The 19254-nt window shown below is 65.1% G+C and carries 18 protein-coding genes; 2 read left to right on the top strand and 16 right to left on the bottom strand.

From position 1 onward, the window contains the following. The first annotated feature begins 370 nt into the window (after window positions 1-370). A complete protein-coding gene (locus K3F49_RS35120) occupies window positions 371-574 on the top strand; it encodes a hypothetical protein (protein WP_234685433.1) in 204 nt (67 codons plus the stop codon). A gap of 63 nt (window positions 575-637) precedes the next feature. Here K3F49_RS35120 and arfB read toward each other — a convergent pair whose 3' ends face one another. The 7 genes from arfB to K3F49_RS35085 all read right to left on the bottom strand — a co-directional run bounded on the left by arfB (window position 638) and on the right by K3F49_RS35085 (window position 9672). Next, on the bottom strand, window positions 638-1054 hold the full coding sequence (gene arfB, locus K3F49_RS35115; protein WP_234685432.1) for an alternative ribosome rescue aminoacyl-tRNA hydrolase ArfB: 417 nt from the start codon (window positions 1052-1054) through the stop codon (window positions 638-640). A gap of 115 nt (window positions 1055-1169) precedes the next feature. Beyond that, window positions 1170-2543, bottom strand: a complete 1374-nt coding sequence (locus K3F49_RS35110; RefSeq protein WP_234685431.1) for a M16 family metallopeptidase — start codon at window positions 2541-2543, stop codon at window positions 1170-1172. Beyond that, window positions 2540-3937 (bottom strand): M16 family metallopeptidase, encoded by a 1398-nt coding sequence (locus tag K3F49_RS35105; protein ID WP_234685430.1) that lies wholly within the window; start codon window positions 3935-3937, stop codon window positions 2540-2542. Before K3F49_RS35105 ends, K3F49_RS35110 begins: the two co-directional genes overlap by 4 nt. A 192-nt stretch (window positions 3938-4129) precedes the next feature. Next, the gene (locus K3F49_RS35100; RefSeq protein WP_234685552.1) at window positions 4130-4861 is read right to left on the bottom strand and encodes a hypothetical protein; all 732 of its coding nucleotides are present in this window, start codon (window positions 4859-4861) and stop codon (window positions 4130-4132) included. Window positions 4862-4971: 110 nt separating this feature from the next. Next, window positions 4972-5466 carry a signal peptidase II gene (gene lspA, locus K3F49_RS35095; protein WP_234685429.1) on the bottom strand — a complete coding sequence of 165 codons (495 nt, stop codon included), beginning with the start codon at window positions 5464-5466 and terminating at the stop codon, window positions 4972-4974. An 8-nt stretch (window positions 5467-5474) separates the two neighbouring features. Then, the gene (ileS, locus tag K3F49_RS35090; protein ID WP_234685428.1) at window positions 5475-8483 is read right to left on the bottom strand and encodes an isoleucine--tRNA ligase; all 3009 of its coding nucleotides are present in this window, start codon (window positions 8481-8483) and stop codon (window positions 5475-5477) included. 217 nt (window positions 8484-8700) lie between these two features. Further along, on the bottom strand, window positions 8701-9672 hold the full coding sequence (locus K3F49_RS35085; RefSeq protein WP_234685427.1) for a bifunctional riboflavin kinase/FAD synthetase: 972 nt from the start codon (window positions 9670-9672) through the stop codon (window positions 8701-8703). Between the two features lie 229 nt (window positions 9673-9901). Here K3F49_RS35085 and K3F49_RS35080 point away from each other — a divergent pair, with 229 nt between their 5' ends. Further along, entirely contained in the window at window positions 9902-10297 is a 396-nt protein-coding gene (locus K3F49_RS35080; RefSeq protein WP_007596883.1) for a response regulator, read from the top strand. A 159-nt stretch (window positions 10298-10456) separates the two neighbouring features. On the opposite strand, the gene K3F49_RS35075 is transcribed toward K3F49_RS35080, so the two are convergent. The 9 genes from K3F49_RS35075 to uvrC all read right to left on the bottom strand — a co-directional run bounded on the left by K3F49_RS35075 (window position 10457) and on the right by uvrC (window position 19242). Next, entirely contained in the window at window positions 10457-11311 is an 855-nt protein-coding gene (locus tag K3F49_RS35075; protein ID WP_234685426.1) for a TIGR01459 family HAD-type hydrolase, read from the bottom strand. A 15-nt stretch (window positions 11312-11326) separates the two neighbouring features. After that, window positions 11327-12808, bottom strand: coding sequence for an EAL domain-containing protein (locus K3F49_RS35070; protein ID WP_234685425.1), 1482 nt, complete (start codon window positions 12806-12808; stop codon window positions 11327-11329). 151 nt (window positions 12809-12959) lie between these two features. Next, entirely contained in the window at window positions 12960-14090 is a 1131-nt protein-coding gene (locus K3F49_RS35065) for a YihY/virulence factor BrkB family protein (RefSeq protein WP_234685424.1), read from the bottom strand. A 1-nt stretch (window position 14091) separates the two neighbouring features. Then, complete coding sequence (locus K3F49_RS35060) at window positions 14092-14679, bottom strand: phage holin family protein (protein ID WP_234685423.1); 588 nt, start codon at window positions 14677-14679, stop codon at window positions 14092-14094. Window positions 14680-14758: 79 nt separating this feature from the next. Then, window positions 14759-15718, bottom strand: coding sequence for a 50S ribosomal protein L3 N(5)-glutamine methyltransferase (gene prmB / locus K3F49_RS35055; RefSeq protein WP_234685422.1), 960 nt, complete (start codon window positions 15716-15718; stop codon window positions 14759-14761). Further along, complete coding sequence (locus tag K3F49_RS35050; protein ID WP_234685421.1) at window positions 15718-16200, bottom strand: molybdenum cofactor biosynthesis protein MoaE; 483 nt, start codon at window positions 16198-16200, stop codon at window positions 15718-15720. The genes prmB and K3F49_RS35050 overlap by 1 nt, the downstream gene beginning before the upstream one ends. A 3-nt stretch (window positions 16201-16203) precedes the next feature. Beyond that, window positions 16204-16455: a molybdopterin converting factor subunit 1 gene (gene moaD, locus K3F49_RS35045; RefSeq protein WP_234685420.1), complete on the bottom strand. Its 252-nt coding sequence runs from the start codon at window positions 16453-16455 to the stop codon at window positions 16204-16206. Then, on the bottom strand, window positions 16452-17069 hold the full coding sequence (gene pgsA / locus K3F49_RS35040) for a CDP-diacylglycerol--glycerol-3-phosphate 3-phosphatidyltransferase (RefSeq protein ID WP_234685419.1): 618 nt from the start codon (window positions 17067-17069) through the stop codon (window positions 16452-16454). The genes moaD and pgsA overlap by 4 nt, the downstream gene beginning before the upstream one ends. 94 nt (window positions 17070-17163) lie before the next feature. Continuing rightward, window positions 17164-19242, bottom strand: coding sequence for an excinuclease ABC subunit UvrC (gene uvrC / locus K3F49_RS35035; RefSeq protein ID WP_234685418.1), 2079 nt, complete (start codon window positions 19240-19242; stop codon window positions 17164-17166). Between the last annotated feature and the right edge of the window lie 12 nt (window positions 19243-19254).

Genomic DNA, 19254 nt, shown 5'->3' with positions numbered 1-19254 from the left:
TCTAGGCGCAGCCAAAGACGCGGTGGTAGTAGCGGGCTGTTTGGCTGCGAACGGAGATGCCGGTGCGTGAGTTGTTCCGCCCTGCCTTATATGCGAAGCACAATTCCGCGAAACCGCCGTTAAATCCCTAAACGATCACCACATCATGCGCATTGCATGACGGTTGCGCCGCTTGAACTCTCGACGCGATGCAATGGCCAGGTAGCGGACGAGCGGCGTCGCGAGCCGCCGCGCCATTCATCGCAGAAAAATCCAGGAGAATTGAATGAAGTTGGTGAAGACGTCTGCAATCGCATGCGCTCTCTCGGCCCTCATTGTGACACCCGTTCTCGCGCAAGGTACGTCGTCTGGAGTCAAGCCAGGCGGCACCGTGCAAAGCAAACCCATGCAAGGCAGCACGATGGGCAGCAGCGACGAGGAGATGAGCGCCCAGCCGGGCGCGGCTGGCGAGACGCCGGGTATGAAGTCGACCAAGGGCACCAGGGGCACGGTCGGCACCACGGGCAGCGCGGCACACAAGGGCACCGCCGGCGATGCCGCGACGGGCGGTGCAGCCACGGGCAAGCGCTACTAGTCCCGCCGGAGAAACGGCAGAACTCCGGTCGCTTTGCGGCCGGAGTTTCTTCGAGTGCGGCTGTTAATCGTCGAAATGTCCGCCTCGTTTCGACTTGACGTCACTGCGACGCTTCTTGCCGTCGAGCCGTCGCTGCTTGGACGCGTAGGTCGGCCGCGTCGCGCGCCGCGGCGTCGGTCGGATCATCGCCTCGGTCAGAATCTCGACGAGCCGGTCGATGGCGTCCTGACGGTTACGTTCCTGAGTGCGGAAGCGCTGGGCGTGGATCACGATCACGCCGTCCTTGGTCATGCGCTGGCCGGCGATGCGGGCGAGCCGGATCGCCGCATCCTCCGGAATGGTCAGCTTGCGCGTGTCGAAGCGCAGCTGGGCCGAGGTCGAGACCTTGTTGACGTTCTGCCCGCCCGGCCCGGAGGCGCGGACAAAACCGATCTCAATGTCGTCCTCGTCGATGATGAGATCGCGGGATATCCGCAGCATGATGGCACCATTCGTGATCTCCGGACATATCGCGGAGATCTCGTTTCGGCAATGGTGCATCTGGAAACGCAAATGGCCGGGCGAACCCGGCCATTTCAGGAAACGTCAGGTGACGTCAATTCGACTTCGTCGCCGGTGCCGCGGCCGGCTGCGCGGCAGCCTGCGGGGCGCGGCCGACGATGACGGTCAAAAGCCCCTGGCCCCACAGCCGCTTGGCGGCGGCCTTGGCGTCGTCCAGCGTCACCGCGTCGACGATGCCGTTGCGCTTCTCGATATAGTCGATCGGCAGCTTGTCCTGCTGATATTGCAGCAGCGCCTGCGCAAGCTTGGAGGAGGTGTCGAGCGCCAGCATCTGCGAGCCCTTGAGGTACGACTTGGCCTCGTCGAGCTCCTTTTGCGTCGGGCCCTCGTCGGCGATGCGGCGCACTTCCTTCTCGATCGCATCCATGGTGTCGCCGGCGCGATCGGCCCGGGTGCCGGTGTTGCCGATGAAGATCGCAGAATGCTCCATCCAGAGCAGCGATTCGAACACGGAATAAGCCAGCCCACGCTTCTCGCGGACCTCGCGATAAAGCCGCGAGGACAATCCGCCGCCCCCGAGGATGTGGTTGACGACGTAGGCCGCCATGAAGTTCGGGTCGTCGCGCTTCACGCCGGGGCCGCCGAAAGTGATCACGGTCTGCGGCACGTCGAGCGGCACGAAGGCGCGCTGCGGCGGCTTGGCAGCCTCGACGTCGGGGACCGGCGTCAGATTGGCCTTGGCCGGCAGGCTGCCAAACGTGTGATCGAGCAGCTTGCCGAGGGTGGCCGGATCGACGTCGCCGACCACGGCGATCTTGAGCGTGTCCCTGGCAAGGTTGCGTCCGACGTAATCCTTCATGTCCGCGATCGTGATGGTCGGCACGCTCTCCAGCGTGCCGTTGGTCTGCCGTCCGTAGGGATGATCGCCGAACGTCATCTCCAGGAATTTGCGACTCGCGAGCGAGGTCGGGCTGGTGGTGTCGCGGCGCAGGCCCGAGATGACCTGCGAGCGGATGCGCTCGACATCGGCCGTATCGAAATGCGGCGAGGTCAGCGCGGACCGCAACAGATCGAAGGCCTCGTCCTTGTTGTCGCGCAGCATGCGCAGGCTGCCGCGGAAAGTGTCGCGAGTGGCGCTGAAGGAGAGCTCGATGGCGCGGCGGTCGAGCCGCTCATGGAATGTCTTGGAATCGAGATCGCCGGAGCCCTCGTCAAGAAGGTCGCCGACCAGATTGGCGACGCCGGGCTTGTCCTTGGGATCCTGCGTCGAGCCGCCGGCAAAGGAATATTCCATGGCGATCAGCGGCACCGTCGCGTCCTGGACGAACCAGGCCTCGATGCCGCCCGGCGAGACCAGATGCTGGATCTTTGCTGCGGCCTGCGAGGGCGATGCCGCGGCAAGCGTGAGCGCTGCGCCGGCGGCAAACGACAGGACGACGCGCCGTGTGAGAAGAAAGGGATGGGTCACGAACGCTTCTCCTCGCGCTTGGCGGTAGCGGTAGCGGTGTCCTTGATTAGATAGCCCGTCACCGAGCGCTTCTTCTCGAGCCATTTCTGTGCAGCTTGCTGGACCTGCGCGGCAGTGACGGCGCGGATGCGGTCCGGCCAGCTTCGGATGTCCTCGATCGACAGGCCCGTGGTCAGTGCGCCGCCATACCAGCGCGCCAACACCGCCTGATTGTCCTGCGCGTAGATCGCCTCCGCGATGAGCTGAGTCTTGACCCGCTCGAGATCCTCGGCGCGGATCGGGTTCGCCACGATGTCCGCGATGACGCCGTCGATGACCTGCTCGACGTCTGCGAAGGTGACGCCGGATTTCGGCGAGGCCGAGATCATGAACTGGGTCGGGTCGAGCGAGATGCTGGAATAGCTGGCGCTGGCGGAGACCGCGAGCGGCTTGTCGACGACGAGCGCGCGGTAGAGATAGGAGTTGCTGCCGCTGCCGATCAACTGTGCCAGCACGTCGAGTGCGGCGCTCTCGCCGGCCGCAGCCGTCGTCGCCGAGGGCACGAGGTAAAGGCGGCGAAGGCTCGGCTGTTCGACGCGCGGGTCGGACAGCGTGACAGTGCGCGGCGCCGCCGGTTCCGGCTCCTGCGGGCGGATCCGCTGCGCGGGGATCGCGGGCTGGGCCGGGATCGAGCCGAAATTGCGTTCGACCAACGGACGCACATCGGCGGCCTCGACGTCGCCGGCGATCACCAGGATCGCGTTGTTCGGCGCGTAGAAGCGGCGGTAGAAGGCGAGTGCGTCCTCGCGATTGAGCTTCTCGATCTCCTGGTGCCAGCCGATCACCGGCCGGCCATAGGGATGGTTGAGATAGAGCGCGGCCATGATCTGCTCGTTGAGGCGCGCGTCCGGGCTGTTGGCGACGCGCATGTTGTACTCTTCGAGCACGACGTCGCGCTCTGGCAGCACGTTCTCGTCCTTGAGGATCAGGCCGGTCATGCGGTCGGCCTCGAACTCCATCATGGTCGGGAGCTGCTCTTTCGGCACGCGCTGGTAGTAGTTGGTATAGTCGACCGAGGTCGAGGCGTTCTCGTTGCCGCCGACGCGGAGTACGGTCTGCGAGAACTCACCGACCGGGTGCTTCTCCGTGCCCTTGAACATCAGGTGCTCGAGGAAATGGGCGAGGCCGGATTTGCCCGGCGTCTCGTCGGCCGAGCCGACCTTGTACCAGATCATCTCCGTGACCACCGGCGTGCGGTGGTCGGGGATCACCACGACCTGGAGGCCGTTGCTGAGCGTGAAGCTGGCGGGCGGCGCTGACGTAACCGTCGTCTGGGCGAGTGCGCTGCCGACGTCGAGGGCAGATGTCGAGAGCAGCGCGGCGAAGAGGCAGGCAACCGATCGGTGTGAGGACATCACGATCCTTGTGAAAGCCCGGACGCTGATGTCCGGGCGTGAAAGCACGGCATGCTACACCGCGCGGCTTTGAGCTTCGGGTCACGAAGCAGAGAACGCGGTCAAGTTGTACTTAAAAATAGGTCATCTGCCGCGTCCGGCCTACACCGGACGATTGCGGCGGGTCCACGCCTGCGTGCGATCGGCAAGGAGCTATTGTGTCTTTTCCTTACCCGACTGGACGTCGAAATACGTCCGCCGCGACTTATCCTCTCCGGCACCATAGGCATAGTTCGGCGAAGGCGTCTGGTACCCCGGGGGCGGTTCGACCAGCGACTGGCGCGGCGGCTCGCTCGTGAATTGCTTGGCCTCGCCCTTGTCGTTCGAAAAAAGCTTAAACAGGCCGCCGGTGTACCCGAGCTGGGCTGGGCTCATCGTCGGGTTGCTGATGTTGGCACCCGGCTGGACCGGATCATTGACGGTCTTGTCGGGACCGGCCGTCTTGTGGGCGTCCAACTCGGCCGGTGACAGCGGTCGCGCCGCCTGCCAGTACTCCGTTGCCTTGTTGCCCCCCTTCTTCCGCTGAGCGATGGCCTCCTTGCGGCGCTTCTCGTCGGGGTCCTTCGGCCAATTTGGCGCATTCTTGGCATCAGCGCTGGCGGGCGGCGGCAGGTCGAGCTTGGGCGGCACCACCAGCGGCGATCGCTCGCGGTACTCGATGCCCTTCTTTTCCATGCTCTTGCCGCCGATGCCGGACATCAGGTTGTCGATGAGCTTCTCTTCGAAGGTCATATCGTCGTCATCGTCGCCATCGTCACCGGCCCGGACCGGGCCTGCCGACATGACGAGACCGATGCCGAGGGCGACGGCCGACAATTTCAGAGCCAGCCAAAGTCCCCGCCGGGCGTCTCGGCCGATCGAACCGCTGGTCTCGGAGCTGCGCATGCCTGTACCTGTTCCATATTGTGGCAGTCTTGATGATGCCGGTCTCGCCGCGTCGCGCGCGACCACCCCTCGCCAAGCAAGGTTCCGCCTCCGGCCCGTATCGGCCGGGATCAGGGCGCTTTTGCGGCGGGTACCCCCAGGAAAGAATCATACAATAGGGCCGCCACCCCAGCAACGATGGCCACGTCCGCGAGGTTGAAGATGTACCAATTGTAGGTATTTCCGCCGATTTCGATGTGGAACAAGGCGAAATCGACCACCCCGCCATAGGCCAGGCGGTCGATACCGTTGCCGATGGCGCCGCCGATGATCAGTCCCAGCGCTACCGTGGCGAGCCGGGTCTGCGACCGTGCCATCCAGATCGCGAGCGCGATCACTGCGATGACCTTCACGGCCATCAGCGCGAGCTGCGCGGCCTGACCGTCATTCTGCAGCCAGCCGAAGCTGATCCCGATATTCATGGCCAGCACCAGGTCGAAGAACGGCGTCACCTTCACCACGCCCTTGCGGGCGAGATCGAAGCCGTTCAGCAGCCACAGCTTTGAGGCCTGGTCGGCCACAAGCGTGACCATGGCCGCGAGGATGCCGGCGCGGAGCGGGGTCATGGGCTGGATCAGACGCTCACGCCCAACGCCTTCCATTCGCGCAGCGCCTTGGCGTCGCGCGGGGTGACGTCGGGATATTCGGGGTCTTCACCCACGGTCGGCGAGATCTTCCAGGAGCGGGCGCATTTGGTGCCGACGGCCTTCTCCACCACGACCGCGACGCCCGGCACGGCATCGAGACGGAATGCAGAGGCCGGCGCCTCGCCCTCACGCACCTCGTAGTTCGAGGTGATGCAGATCTCGGCGAGATCGGTGTCGAACAGCGTCGCCAGCATGTCGCGGTCGGCGACATAGATCACCGGCGAGGCCTCGAGCGAGGAGCCGATGTTCTTGGCGGCACGTTCGAGCTCCAGCGCGCCGGTGACCACGCGGCGGACGTTGCGGATGGTCTCCCACTTCGCGGCGAGCTTGTCGTCGCGAAGCTTTTCGAGACCTTCAGGGAAAAGCGTCAGATGCACCGATGCCTCGGCTTCGGGCCTGTACATCCGCCAGCCTTCCTCGGCGGTGAAACTCAGGATCGGCGCCAGCCATTTCAGGATCGAATTGCACAGCAGGTCGATCGTGGTCAGGGCCGCCTTGCGTGTCAGCGAGGACGGCGGATCGCAATAGAGCGTGTCCTTGCGGATATCGAAGTAGAAGGCCGAGAGCTCGCTGTTCAGGAAGGCGGACAGTGTTGCGACAACATTCTTGAAGTCGAACGTCTCATAGGCCTTGCGGACCAATTCGGCGCGGAGCGCGAGCTCGTGCAGCATCAACCGCTCGAGCTCGGGCATCTCGGCGGGCGCGACCGCGTCCGCCGGCTTGTAATGATGCAGCGTGCCGAGCATCCAACGCACTGTGTTGCGCAGCTTGCGATAGGTCTCGACCGTGTTCTTGAGGATCTCGGGGCCGATGCGCTGGTCGTCGGTATAGTCGCAGGACGCGACCCAGAGTCTCAGGATGTCGGCGCCGGATTCCTTGATGACGGCCTGCGGCTCGATGGTGTTGCCGAGCGACTTCGACATCTTGCGGCCGTCCTCGGCCTGGGTGAAGCCGTGGGTCAGCACGATGTCGTAGGGCGCACGGCCGCGCGTGCCGCAGCTCTCCAGCAGCGAAGAATGGAACCAGCCGCGATGCTGGTCCGAGCCTTCGAGATACATCACGGTGTCGGTGCCGCCGTCGACCTTGCGCTTGATGCCGGCAAGACCGGGAAATTGCACGGGGTCTTCAAGCACGAAGGCGTGCGTCGAACCGGAATCGAACCAGACGTCGAGAATGTCGTCGACCTTCTGCCAGTCCTCGCTGGCATGCGGTCCGAGGAAGCGCTCGCGCGCGCCTGTCGCATACCAGGCGTCCGCGCCCTCCTTGGCGAAGGCGTCGCCGATGCGGGTATTGACGGCCTCGTCCTGGAGGATCTCGGCGGAGCCGTCGCCCTTCTCGCGGACGAACACGGCGATCGGCACGCCCCAGGCGCGCTGACGCGAGATCACCCAGTCGGGACGGGCCTCGATCATGCCATTGATGCGGTTCTCGCCCGACGGCGGCACCCATTGCGTCACCGAGATCGCGTGCAGCGCGCGGGCGCGCAGCGTATCGCCGGATTTTGTCTTGCCGTCGGTCGCAATGTCCTTGTCCATCGCGATGAACCATTGCGGCGTGTTGCGGAAGATCACCGGTTTCTTCGAACGCCAGGAATGCGGGTATTGATGCTTGAGCCGGCCGCGCGCGAGCAGCATGCCCTTCTCGGCGAGCGCCTTGATCACGGCCTCGTTGGCGTCGCCCTTCTCGCCCTTGTCGTTGATGACGCGCTTGCCGGCGAAGCCGGGCGCGTGGTCGGTATAGGCGCCGTTCTCGTCGACCGTATAGGGGATCGCGCTGTTGATGCCGCGGGCATCCAGCTCGCGGGTGTTGGCCATCCAGACGTCGAAGTCTTCGCGGCCGTGGCTGGGCGCGGTGTGCACGAAGCCGGTGCCGGTATCGTCGGTGACGTGGTCGCCGGACAACAGCGGCACGATGAATTCGTAGCCGCCGGCGAGCCCCTTGAGCGGATGGGCGCATTCGATCGCGTCCATGGTGTCGCCGGGGATATCGCGCACCTTCTCAAAGGCCGTGACGCGCGCCTGCTTGAAAACCTCTGCGGCGAGCGCGTCGGCGAGGATGAGGAGTTCGCCGGTCTTGGCCCAATTATCGGCCGGAGCGTCCGTCACCTTGTAGAGGCCATAGGCGATCTTCGGCGAGAACGAGATGGCGCGGTTACCGGGCAAGGTCCAGGGCGTGGTGGTCCAGATCACGACGCTGGCCGAGGCCAGCGCGCCATGCGCGGGCGAGGTGACCGGGAATTTCACCCAGACCATGTCGGAGGTGTAGTCCTCGTACTCGACCTCGGCCTCGGCCAGCGCGGTCTTCTCGACCACGCTCCACATCACCGGCTTGGAGCCGCGATAGAGCGTGCCGTTGGCGGCGAACTTCATCAGCTCGCGCGCGATCTGGGCTTCGGCTGGATAGTTCATGGTGGCGTAGGGATGCGCCCAGTCGCCGATCACGCCGAGACGCTTGAACTCCTCGCGCTGCACGTTGAGCCAGTGCGTGGCGTAGGCGCGGCACTCCTTGCGGAAATCGATCATCGCGGTGCTGTCGCGGAAGTCGGGCTTCTGCTTGCCCTTCTTGCGATAGTTCTCCTCTTCGACCTTCCACTCGATCGGAAGGCCGTGGCAGTCCCAGCCGGGCACGTAGTTGGAATCGAAGCCCAGCATCTGCTGGCTCTTGGTGACGAGATCCTTGAGGATCTTGTTCAGCGCCGTGCCGATGTGGATGTTGCCGTTGGCATAGGGCGGGCCGTCATGCAGCACGAACTTGGCGCGGCCCTTCGCGCGCTCGCGCAGCTTCTCGTAGAGGCCGATCTCGTACCAGCGCTTGAGGATCTCCGGCTCGCGCTGCGGCAGGCCGGCGCGCATCGGGAACTCGGTCTGCGGTAGGAACAGGGTTTTCGAATAGTCTTTGGCTTCGGTCTTTTGGGACTTTTGCGGCTTTTCGGACATGAGGCTGACTGGCTCGGAATGGCGCGGGAACGGATGGCGATGCGGAATCGCGGGGTGAAACGACAAAATCCCGGTCTTGCGCCGAGCCTTGAGGCTCAGGCGGAAGCCGGGCCGCTAATCCCTATGATGCGCCGCGCAAACATGGGCTCTCCATAGCAGGGGGCCAAGAGAAGCGCAAAAGGGAAGCGCAAAGGTCGGCGGGGCCGGCTTTGGGCCCTCAATCGACCGTTCCGAGCCGCGGAAACGCGTCCGGGGCGGCGGCCAGCATGGCGCGGGCGCGGGCGGAATCGTCGTCCATCTGGCGGATCAGGGCTTCGATATCGTTGAATTTCAGCTCCTCGCGGATGAAGCCGACAAAGGCGCAGTCCAGCGCCTGCCCGTAAAGGTCGCCCTTGAAGTCGAACAGGAAGATTTCGAGCAGCGGCGCGCCATTATCAAAGGTCGGGCGGCGGCCGAAGCTCGCCACCCCGGTCAGACGCTCGGGCCCGCGGCCGACCCGCACGGCATAGATGCCGTGCTTCAGGCCGCAATTGGCATCGAGCCGGATATTGGCGGTGGGATAGCCGAGGTCGCGGCCGCGCTTTTCGCCATGAATGACCTCGCCGGTGATGAACCAGGGCGCGCCGAGCATGGTGGTGGCCTCGTCGATGAGCCCCTCGGCCAGTGCGATCCGGATCGCACTGGAGGAGACCGGCCGCTCGTCGATATCGACATGCGGCTGCACGTCCACCTCGATGCCCAGCCGGGGGGCCTCGTTGACCAAAAGGCCTGGCGAGCCGACGCGCCCCTTGCCGAAATGAAAGTCGTAGCCGACCGCGATCCCACTGACGCCGAGGCGCTCGATCAGGTCATGGTGAATGAAATCTTGCGCGCTGGTCCCGGCGCGAGCCTTGTCGAAGGTCATGACCACGGCACCGGCAAGCCCGGTCCCGGCCAGAAGCCGCAGCTTGGCGCGTTCGTCCGTCAGGCGAAATTGCGGGGTGTTGGGGCTGAAGAACCGGCGCGGATGCGGCTCGAAGGTCAGCGCCAGCGCAGGGCGGCCATGCAGCCGGCCCATTTCCAGGGCTGCTGCAATAACGGCCCGGTGGCCGAGATGGACCCCGTCGAAATTGCCCATGGCGACCACCGCCCCCTTCAGGATCGCGGAATCCGGCGTGGTATCGCGGATAACGGTAAATTGCGGGGCCATCAGGGGAATTCTCGAGCCGGCGGGACCGGCCGCGACCGTGGCGTGACCCGGCCGATGAAGTCAAGCGGGCGGGGTGGTCGCAAGGAACAGGATACAATCTTTCGACGGCGGCCCCAGTTAACGCGCTGTTTAACGCCTTGGTGCTAGTCCTTGAAACGTGGAACTGCGGGGGCTGTCCCGTCAGGTCCGATCGTAACTATTTTCCTGGGTTTGCGTTGGGGGAGTCGAGATGGCGGTTGATTTGTCGATGTCGGTTCTGGTGGTGGATGACTACAGCACCATGATCCGTATCATCCGGAATCTGCTGAAGCAGCTTGGCTTCGAGAACATCGATGATGCGAGCGACGGTTCGGCGGCGCTGAACAAGATGCGCGGCAAGAAGTACGGGCTCGTGATTTCCGATTGGAACATGGAGCCGATGACGGGTTACGACCTGCTGCGCGAAGTGCGCGCAGATCCCAATCTCGCCACCACGCCTTTCATCATGATCACGGCGGAATCGAAGACCGAGAACGTGATCGCGGCCAAGAAGGCCGGCGTGAACAATTACATCGTCAAGCCATTCAATGCGGCGACGCTGAAGACCAAGATCGAGGCGGTCTTCCCGGACATGGCGAGCGCATAAGGCGCGGTCTACGCCGGACAAACAGTCTTCCAACAGGATCGTCGTGCCCGGGCTTGTCCCGGGCATTCACGTTCTAGGATATGCAAGCGAAGACGTGGCCCGGCCATGACGGTACTCAGCAATTCGTCTAAGTCGGTCCCACTTCAGGCCGCATTGCGGTCACCACTTCAATTCGCGCATCAGCGCCTTCGGCGGGTGGCCGAACAATTCCGTCACTGACTTGGGATCGAGCTGGTCGAGGCCCTCGAACTCCTCGGCATGGATGCCGCGGGTGACGAACAGGCAGTCGATGCCGAATGCACGCGCGCCGGTCAGGTCGGTGCGGACGGAATCGCCGATCGCCAGCACCTTTTTCCGGTCGATCGGGTGGCCCTGGCGTTCGCCGGCCAGCCGCATCGCGCGCTCGTAGATCGGCCGGTGCGGCTTGCCGTAGAAGATCACCTCGCCGCCCAGTTCGCGATACAGTTCGGCAATCGCGCCGGCGCAATAAATCAGTCGGTCGCCGCGCTCGACCACGATGTCGGGGTTGGCGCAGACCAGCGTCAGCTTGCGCTCGCGCGCCTTGAGCATCATGCCGCGATAATCTTCCGCAGTCTCCGTCTCGTCGTCGTAGAGACCGGTGCAGACGATGTAGTCGGCCTCTTCCAGCGGCGCGGTCTTGGCATCGAGACCGCGATAGATCGAGTTGTCGCGCTCGGGGCCGAGCCAGAACATTTTTCGTCCGGGGTGCTCGGCGACATAGAGCCGCGTCAAATCGCCGGAGGAAACGATCGCGTCATAGGTCTCGTCGGCGACGCCGAGTTTCCGCAATTGCCGCTGCACAGAATCGGCCGGGCGCGGCGCGTTGGTGATCAGGATCACCGTACCGCCACCGCTGCGATAGGTGTGCAGCGCCTCGCACGCCTCGGGGAAGGATTCCAGTCCATTATGGACGACGCCCCAGATGTCGCTGAGCACGACATCGACCCTGCCCACGAGTTCGCGCAGGCTTTGTGCGAAATGCAGCGTGGTCATGATACGTGCGGCCGATCAGATCCGGCGCGCCAGCGCCGCGTTGCCGGTGATGCGCGATGACGGGGCGGCAGGCGCCGCAGCTGATGTTGCGCTTGGGCTGGGTGTTCCGGAGCCATTGGATCCCTGAATGTCCTGCGCCGGGTTCGACGCGGCCCCGCCGGTAGCAGATGCCCCCTCGGGCCGCAATGGCCGGGGCGGCGCGAACAGAAAGCCCTGGCCGAACCGCACGTCATAGTCGAGCAGGTCGACCACTGCGCGTTCGCCCTCGATCCGTTCCGCGATCAGGTCGATGCCGAAGCGGCCGAGCAGGTCGGACAGGTCGGAGGGATGAATGTCCGAGGTCGAGGCCTGTTTCGGGTCGAGCAGCAGCGAGGCCGGGACCTTGATGAAGCGCACGCCGCGGTCGGCGAGCTCGCGCGGCTCGATCCGCAAGTCGGTGACATGGTCGATCGAGAAGCGGAAGCCACGCTGCGCGAGTGCCGCGAGATTCTCGGTCTCTGTGGGGCCGAGGCCGCGGAAGGTCGACTGCTTGAACTCCAGCACCAGCGATGGTGCGAGCGCCCGGTTGGCCTCGAGGAAGTCGAGGCATTGCGCGAAGGTGGTGGAGTTGCCGAGCGTCGAGGCTGCGACGTTGCAGAACACGCCGACATCCTTGTTGCGCACCATCAGCCGGCGCAACACCTGGACACAGCGCAGCAACACCATGTTGTCGATGCGTCCGATCAGGCCGGAGGCCTCGGCGATGCTGATGAACTCTTCCGCGGCGAACAGCTGGTCGCGCTCGTCACGCACCCGGGTCACGGCCTCGTAGAAGCGGACCTTGCGCTGCGGCAGCGTCACCATCGGCTGGAGGAAGATGTCGATGCGGTTCTCGTCGATCGCATTGCGCAACGTTGCCAGCATCTGGGTCTGGTTGGGGCCGTTGACCGCCGAAACGGCATTGGCGGTCTGGGTCTGGACGGCCGGCGGCATCGGCCGCGGTCCGGAAAGCGGCGGAGAAGCGGCCGGCCGCTCATCGAAGGGGGCAATCAGGTCGATCGGCGTTTCCGGCTCCAGCCTGGCGACCGGAACGGAGGCCGGCGCCGGCGCGTGACCGGCCAGCAGGTCCTCATGGGTCGACACCGTGGCGGCAAGCTGCTTGACCAGTCCGCCGAGCTCGTTGATCTCGCCGATCACCGACTGGACACGATCGGAATTGGTCGAATTGGACGAGGCGACGCGGCCTTCGATAGCGGCGAGCCGGCGGCCGAACTCGGCCACCTGGCGGGCGAGGTCGGCGGTGCCGCGCGAGAGGTCGGCGATCTGGCCGCCGACGTCGCTGCGGTCGCGCAGCCGCATCGAGACCGCGTTGTAGAGGATCAGGAAGGTCAGCGCGGTCAGCGCCACGATCGCGGATTCGGTTCCGCTGATGCCGGCGACCGCGTAGAGCACGAGCCCGAGCGAGGCCGCGACCAGAACCATGCAGATGGCGATGAAGATCGTCGAAATGCGAATCATGCCGCGCGTTACGCCTCAAGAGCTGCTGCCTCACCCGGGAAAACACGGGTCGCAATTCGCACCCGTCACGCCTCGTGCTCCCCAAGCATGCACGACCCTAACATCATTGTTGATTCGAGGGGATAGCGGCCGCAGGCGCGCGTGAAGGAAGTCAGGACGGCGCGGCGGCGCCGACCGTGTCGGCCGAAACGGCCTCGCGGCTGCCGAGCGGCTTGGGCGGCCCGGTGGTCGTATCGTGCAAGGTTTGCCGTTCGACCTCCGAGTTCAGCTCGGCGCCGAACATGATGACGATGGCCGACATCCACATCCACATCATCAGGCCGATCGCAGCCCCAAGGGCGCCGTAGGTCGCGTTGTAATTGGCAAACGCCGAGAGATACCAGGACAGCAGCGCCGAGCCGGCAATCCAGAGCAGGGTGGCCGTTACCGCGCCGATGCTCAGCCATTGCCAGCGCGGCGCATCGCGGCTGGGTGCGAAGCGGTAGAGGATGGCGAGCGCCAGCAACAAAATGAGGAAGAGCAGCGGCCATCGTGCCAGCGCCACGATCAGCTTGCTCTCGGGGGCGATGCCGAGATGATTCAGCGCGAGCGGGAAGGCGACCACCGCGCCGACCATCACCAGCAGGGCCACGATGCCGCCGACCGTGAAGGCCAGCGACACCATGTTCAGCTTGATGAAGCTGCGCTTCTCGCGTTCCTCATAGGCGACATTGAGGGCGTCGAAGATGGATTTGACGCCGGCATTGGCACTCCAGACCGCAAGCACGAGGCCAAGTGCAAAGGTGGCGCCCAGCGCCGTGTTGCCTTTCGAGACCACCCGCGCGACCTGATCCTCGACGATCTGGAACGTGCCCTGGGGCAGCATCATCGCGAGCGTCTGCAGATTTTCGCTGATGGTCGAGGGATCGGCGAACAGTCCGTAGGACGAGACGAGTGCGGTTACTGCGGGAAAGATCGCGAGCAGACCGAAGAAGACGACGCCCCCTGCGGTTGCCAGCAGGCGATCGTCGTCGATGCGCTGATAAGTGCGCCAGAAAATATCCTTCCAGCCGGCCCAGGGAATCGCGAACGGGCTTTTCGAGCGGCGGCCGTGGCCGGGCTGCACGGCCGCGCCTGCAGGGCTCGTTCCGGGCGAATTCGCCTCGTTGTTGCGATGATCTTGTCGTGGTCCCGGCCGGACGTGGCCAGGTTCCTGAAAGTAGCGCTCCGCAGTGAGGACGAAAACTGCCGTGGCGGCGACCAGCAGCCAGGAGTCGAGCTGCTCGCTGTGCCGCGCACGCATGTCAGGCGTCCAGTCCGCGACCGTGGCGCCGTCGGCGGGCAGCCGTGAAGCCCAGCAATCCGATCGCGGCGAGCATCAGGCCAAGCTGCATGGGGCGGTTGGTCCGAGTCGAGGAAGCACTGCCGCCTCGGCCGCGTTCGCCCGGCGCGAGCGGAACCAATGGAATCGTCGTCGCGACCTCTTTCACCGCCTGCTTGACCGTCCCGCGCGGGATCCGTGGCGTGGCGATCGCCACGCGTAGGCGGCTGGCGAGCGGCACGATCGGCCTCGTGCGGCGGTTCATGTGGGCCATGGCCACCCCGGCGCAGGCCGCGGCCAGGACCAGCAGCACGGCCGCAGCGGCGCCAAGGCCCCAGAATTGTCCGTAGGTGATGGCAATCCAGCGGTAGAGCGCGACCAGGCCGACAAAGAAGGCCGCGATCAGGAACAGCCCGGCCACTGCGAACAGTCCCGCCGCGACCGCGTAGGACGTCACGCGCCCGGTGGTCTGGCTGGTGCGGTCACGCAGATAGGACTGCGCCGCGCGCTTGAGATGGTTGAGTTTCAGCGCCATGCCGGCGCGCAGCAATTCGCCCGATGGCGCGAGCATGCGGACATCCTCCGAGAGCGAGAGATTGATCGGGGAATGAACGTGGCGGAATTTGACTTGTTCCGCCGCGCGCGCTCGATCAGCCGAGATCGGCAGCCGCGATCCAGAACACCTCGCCCTCGGATTCCTCGGTGTCGAGCCACAGCAGGGGCAGTTCCGGAAAGGCCTCGTCGACTAGTTCGCGGCCGCGGCCGATCTCGCAGAGCAGCCCACCATCCGGCGTGAGGTGGTCGGGCGCATCGCGCAGGATGCGGCGGACCACGTCGAGACCATCGGCGCCGCCGTCGAAGGCAAGCTTCGGCTCGGCCCGGCATTCCGGCGGCAGCGCCGCCATGCCTTCCGCGTCGACGTAAGGCGGGTTGGTGATGATCAGGTCGTATTTGGTGCCGCCGAGCGGCGCGAACAGATCGCCCCGATGCAGGCTGATCCGCTCATCCAGCCCATGTTCCCCAGTGTTGCGCGCGGCGACTTCGAGCGCGCCCTTGGAGATGTCGACGGCGTCAACCATGGCGTTCGGGAAATGATACGCGGCGAGGATCGCAAGACATCCCGATCCCGTGCAGAGGTCGAGCACGCGCTCGATAGCCGTGGGATCGTCGATCAGCGAACCCGCTTCGCCATCGCCGCCGAAATGCGAATCCAGCAGCTCGCCGATGAAGGAGCGCGGCACGATGACGCGCTCATCGACATAGAACGGCAGGCCGCGCATGTAGATCTTGTTGACGAGATAGGCCGTCGGTTTGCGCGTCGTCACGCGCTTGTGGATGAGGTCGAGCAGGGTCTTGCCTTCCGCGGCGGTGACGCGCGCGTGGGCAAAGGTCTCGAACTGGTCGGGATGCAGGTGCAGGGCCTCGCAGACCAGGAAGGCGGCTTCCGCCACCGGATCGGTCGTGCCGTGGGCAAAGGCAAGTTTGGCTTCGGTGAAGCGGCTGACCGCATAGCGGATGAAGTCGAGCAGCGTGAGCAGCTCGCCGCGGCCGACCTTCGCGAGTTTTGGCGCGGCGCGGCCGCGCGTGGCCTTTCTCACAGCTCTTGCCATCAGGATCGGGTCCAGCGTGCGGCGGCCTCGTCGTCACGGGCGTGGGCCTCGACCCAGCCGGCGCCGGCGGCGCTCTCTTCCTTCTTCCAGAACGGTGCGCTGGTCTTGAGATAATCCATCAGGAATTCGGCCGCCTCGAACGCCGCCCGGCGGTGTTGCGACGCCGTGAGCACCAGCACGATGTTCTGGCCGGGCATGAATCGCCCGACACGATGGATCACCGTGACGCCGTTGAGCGGCCAGCGCGAGGTGGACTCCTCGACATGGCGCCTGATCTCTTCCTCGGCCATGCCGGGGTAATGTTCGAGCGTGAGCGCGGCGATCCTCGAACTGTCCTCGTCGGCGCGACAGATGCCGGAGAAGCTGACGACCGCGCCGATGTCGGTGCGGCTCTTGGTCAGCACCGCGATCTCGCGCGCGATGTCGAAATCGTCTTCCTGGATACGGATGGCGACGGGGCAGCTGGGGACAGGGGAAGTCATGGCCTAGCCGCCGGTCATCGGCGGGAAGAACGCGATCTCGCGGGCGCCCGCGATCGCGGCGTCGGCCTTGACGTGGGCATGGTCGATCGCGGTGCGGATCACCTTCGGCTTCTCAAACGCATAGGCGTAAGCCTCGCTCCGGCCGGACAGCCAGGCGATCAGCTCCTCGACGGTACGCACGGTCGCCGGCGGCTCGATCGTCTCCTCGGCCTTGCCGACGCGCTCGCGCACCCAGGCGAAGTACTTCACCTTCATACCTCATCCTCCTTGATGAGGTGATGGATGCCGGAACGGAAGTAATCGTAACCGGTGTACATGGTCAGGATCGCCGAGGCCCACAGCAGGACGAGGCCGATCAGCGAGACCATGGGAATGACCTCGTCGCCGGCGGGACCCGCGAGCAGGAAGCCGATCGCGACGAGCTGGACCGTGGTCTTCCACTTGGCGAGCTTGGTCACGGGTACGCTGACACGCAGCGCTGCGAGGTATTCGCGCAGGCCCGAGACCAGGATCTCGCGGCACAGGATCACGATGGCGGCCCACAGCGACCAGCCATGGATGATACCGTCGGCGGCCAGCATGAGGAGGCAGGAGGCGACCAGCAGCTTGTCGGCGATCGGGTCGAGCATCCGGCCGAACGCCGATTGCTGATTCCAGATCCGCGCGTAGTAGCCGTCGAGATAGTCCGTCACCGCGGCGCCGATGAAGATCGCGACCGCGACCCAGCGCAGCCACAGCGGGTAGTCCATGATCGACTGCGCATAGATGCATCCGACTACGACCGGGATCGCGGCGATCCGGCCATAGGTCAGGATGTTCGGCAGGGACATCGCGCGGCTGGTTGTCCCTCGTGTCGTGGCGATGTTCATCCGTCCTACCAATACCGCTCAAGCCTGAAGGTCAACCGTCCGTCCTCAATTGGGGTGCGGGATGCGACGACCATATGACTACAGCCCGTTTAGTTCACCCAGGCTGGGGATGGAAATAGTCGAATATCCTGCGGGCGCTCTCCGCGCTCACCCCAGGAACCTTGCCGAGATCGGCGATCGAGGCGCGTTCGATCTCCTTCAGGGTTCCGAAATGGTGCAGCAAGGCACGTTTGCGTGACGGGCCGATGCCCGGAATCTCCTGCAAACCGGCCTCGCGGATGTCCTTCTTGCGCAGCTTGCGGTGCGAGCCGATGACGAAGCGGTGGGCCTCGTCCCGCAGGCGCTGGATGAAATAGAGCACGGGGTCGCGGGGCTCCAGCTTGATCGCCTCGCGCTCCGGCATGAACAGGGTCTCCCGGCCGGCGTCCCGGTCCGGACCCTTGGCGACCGACATCAGCGACACCTGGGTCAGGCCGAGATTGGTGAAGATCTCCCGGACGGCATTGAGCTGACCGCGGCCGCCGTCGATGACGACGAGGTCGGGCCATTGCGGGAAATCGTCGTCCTTGGCCTTGGTGGCGCTCTCTTCGGGCGGATTGATGAGACGCTTGAAGCGGCGCTCCAGCACCTCGCGCATCATGCCGTAATCGTCGCCGGGCGTCAGCCCTTCCGACTTGATGTTGAACTTGCGGTACTGGTTTTTCACAAAACCATCGGGACCTGCGACGATCATGGCGCCGACCGCATTGGTGCCCTGGATGTGGCTGTTGTCGTAGACCTCGATGCGCTTGGGCGCATGCGGCAGGTTCAGCGTGGCGGCCATGGCGTCGAGCAGGCGGCTCTGGGTTGCGGTATCGGCGAGCTTGCGGCCGAGCGCCTCACGCGCATTGGTCAGCGCATGGATGACGAGCTCCTTCTTCTCGCCGCGCTTGGGCGCGATGACCTCGATCTTGTGGCCGGCCTTGATCGACAGCGCGTTGGCGAGCAGGTCGCTCTCCTCGATCTCATGCGAAAGCAGGATGGTCTTTGGCGGCGGCTTGTCGTCGTAGAACTGGGCGAGGAAGGACCCCAGCACTTCCTCCGGCGTGAACGTCTTCTCCGCGCGCGGGAAATAGGCGCGATTGCCCCAGTTCTGTCCGGTGCGGAAGAAGAACACTTCGACGCAGGAGAAGCCGCCCTCCTGGTGGATGGCGAACACGTCGGCTTCTTCCACCGTGCGCGGATTGATGCCCTGCTGCGACTGGATCGCCGACAATGCGGCGAGGCGGTCACGATAGAGCGCCGCACTTTCGAATTCGAGCTCGCCGGAGGCCTTCTCCATCTCGCCAGCGAGCTCCTGCTTCACCGCCTGGCTCTTGCCGGACAGGAAGTCGGTCGCCTCGCGCACCAGCGTCGTATAGCCGGGGAAGTCGATCTCGCGGGTGCAGGGGCCGGCGCAGCGGCGGATCTGGTAGAGCAGGCAGGGCCGCGAGCGGCTCTCGAAGAAGGAGTCCGTGCAGGAGCGGATCAGGAACGCGCGCTGCAAGGCCGTGATGGTGCGGTTGACGGCGCCGGCAGAGGCGAACGGGCCGAAATAGCGCCCGGGCCGGGTCTGCGCGCCGCGGTGCTTCAGGATCTGCGGCGCCCAATGGTCGCCGGTGATCAGGATGTAGGGAAACGATTTGTCGTCACGCAGCTGCACGTTGAAGCGCGGCCGCAGCTGCTTGATGAGGTTGGCTTCCAGCAGCAGCGCCTCGGTCTCGGTCGTGGTCGAGACGATCTCCACGGTCACCGTGGCCGCGATCATGCGCAGGATGCGCGCCGGCAGCGGCGCACTCTGGCGTGCGTAGTTGGACAGGCGCTTTTTGACGTTCTTGGCCTTGCCGACATAGAGCACGTCGGCGTTGGCACTGAGCATGCGATAGACGCCGGGCGAGGTGGGCGCGAGCCGGACCGCGCGCTCGATCGCCTCGTGACCGGTCGCCAGCGGCTCTTCGCCGATCGCACCGCTCTCTTCCAGAATGTCCGGCAGGCGCGCATCGTCCTCGTCATCGCCGCCCGTGGTGGCGGGATCGAGGTCGGGCGGCGCCGCCGTCTCGGGCGATGTCTCTCGGGCGGGGGCATCGGCAGTCGCGGCTCGCGGCGATTTGCGCGCGCGTGCGTCGTCCGGATTGTCGGTGGAATCGTGAACCATGGTGCGAATTTA

The organism is Bradyrhizobium monzae, from assembly GCF_021458635.1.
In the GTDB taxonomy this organism is placed as follows: domain Bacteria; phylum Pseudomonadota; class Alphaproteobacteria; order Rhizobiales; family Xanthobacteraceae; genus Bradyrhizobium.
Note: the sequence above shows the minus strand (reverse complement) of the source record. Positions and strands in the feature narration are given on the sequence as shown.

Excerpts from the sequence above, each read along its gene's own strand:
- arfB (WP_234685432.1), bottom strand. The coding sequence starts at position 1,054 with ATGCTGCGGATATCCCGCGATCTCATCATCGACGAGGACGACATTGAG.
- K3F49_RS35105 (WP_234685430.1), bottom strand. The coding sequence starts at position 3,937 with ATGTCCTCACACCGATCGGTTGCCTGCCTCTTCGCCGCGCTGCTCTCG.
- K3F49_RS35100 (WP_234685552.1), bottom strand. The coding sequence starts at position 4,861 with ATGCGCAGCTCCGAGACCAGCGGTTCGATCGGCCGAGACGCCCGGCGG.
- lspA (WP_234685429.1), bottom strand. The coding sequence starts at position 5,466 with ATGACCCCGCTCCGCGCCGGCATCCTCGCGGCCATGGTCACGCTTGTG.
- ileS (WP_234685428.1), bottom strand. The coding sequence starts at position 8,483 with ATGTCCGAAAAGCCGCAAAAGTCCCAAAAGACCGAAGCCAAAGACTAT.
- K3F49_RS35085 (WP_234685427.1), bottom strand. The coding sequence starts at position 9,672 with ATGGCCCCGCAATTTACCGTTATCCGCGATACCACGCCGGATTCCGCG.
- K3F49_RS35080 (WP_007596883.1), top strand. The coding sequence starts at position 9,902 with ATGGCGGTTGATTTGTCGATGTCGGTTCTGGTGGTGGATGACTACAGC.
- K3F49_RS35075 (WP_234685426.1), bottom strand. The coding sequence starts at position 11,311 with ATGACCACGCTGCATTTCGCACAAAGCCTGCGCGAACTCGTGGGCAGG.
- K3F49_RS35070 (WP_234685425.1), bottom strand. The coding sequence starts at position 12,808 with ATGATTCGCATTTCGACGATCTTCATCGCCATCTGCATGGTTCTGGTC.
- K3F49_RS35065 (WP_234685424.1), bottom strand. The coding sequence starts at position 14,090 with ATGCGTGCGCGGCACAGCGAGCAGCTCGACTCCTGGCTGCTGGTCGCC.
- K3F49_RS35060 (WP_234685423.1), bottom strand. The coding sequence starts at position 14,679 with ATGCTCGCGCCATCGGGCGAATTGCTGCGCGCCGGCATGGCGCTGAAA.
- prmB (WP_234685422.1), bottom strand. The coding sequence starts at position 15,718 with ATGGCAAGAGCTGTGAGAAAGGCCACGCGCGGCCGCGCCGCGCCAAAA.
- K3F49_RS35050 (WP_234685421.1), bottom strand. The coding sequence starts at position 16,200 with ATGACTTCCCCTGTCCCCAGCTGCCCCGTCGCCATCCGTATCCAGGAA.
- moaD (WP_234685420.1), bottom strand. The coding sequence starts at position 16,455 with ATGAAGGTGAAGTACTTCGCCTGGGTGCGCGAGCGCGTCGGCAAGGCC.
- pgsA (WP_234685419.1), bottom strand. The coding sequence starts at position 17,069 with ATGAACATCGCCACGACACGAGGGACAACCAGCCGCGCGATGTCCCTG.
- uvrC (WP_234685418.1), bottom strand. The coding sequence starts at position 19,242 with ATGGTTCACGATTCCACCGACAATCCGGACGACGCACGCGCGCGCAAA.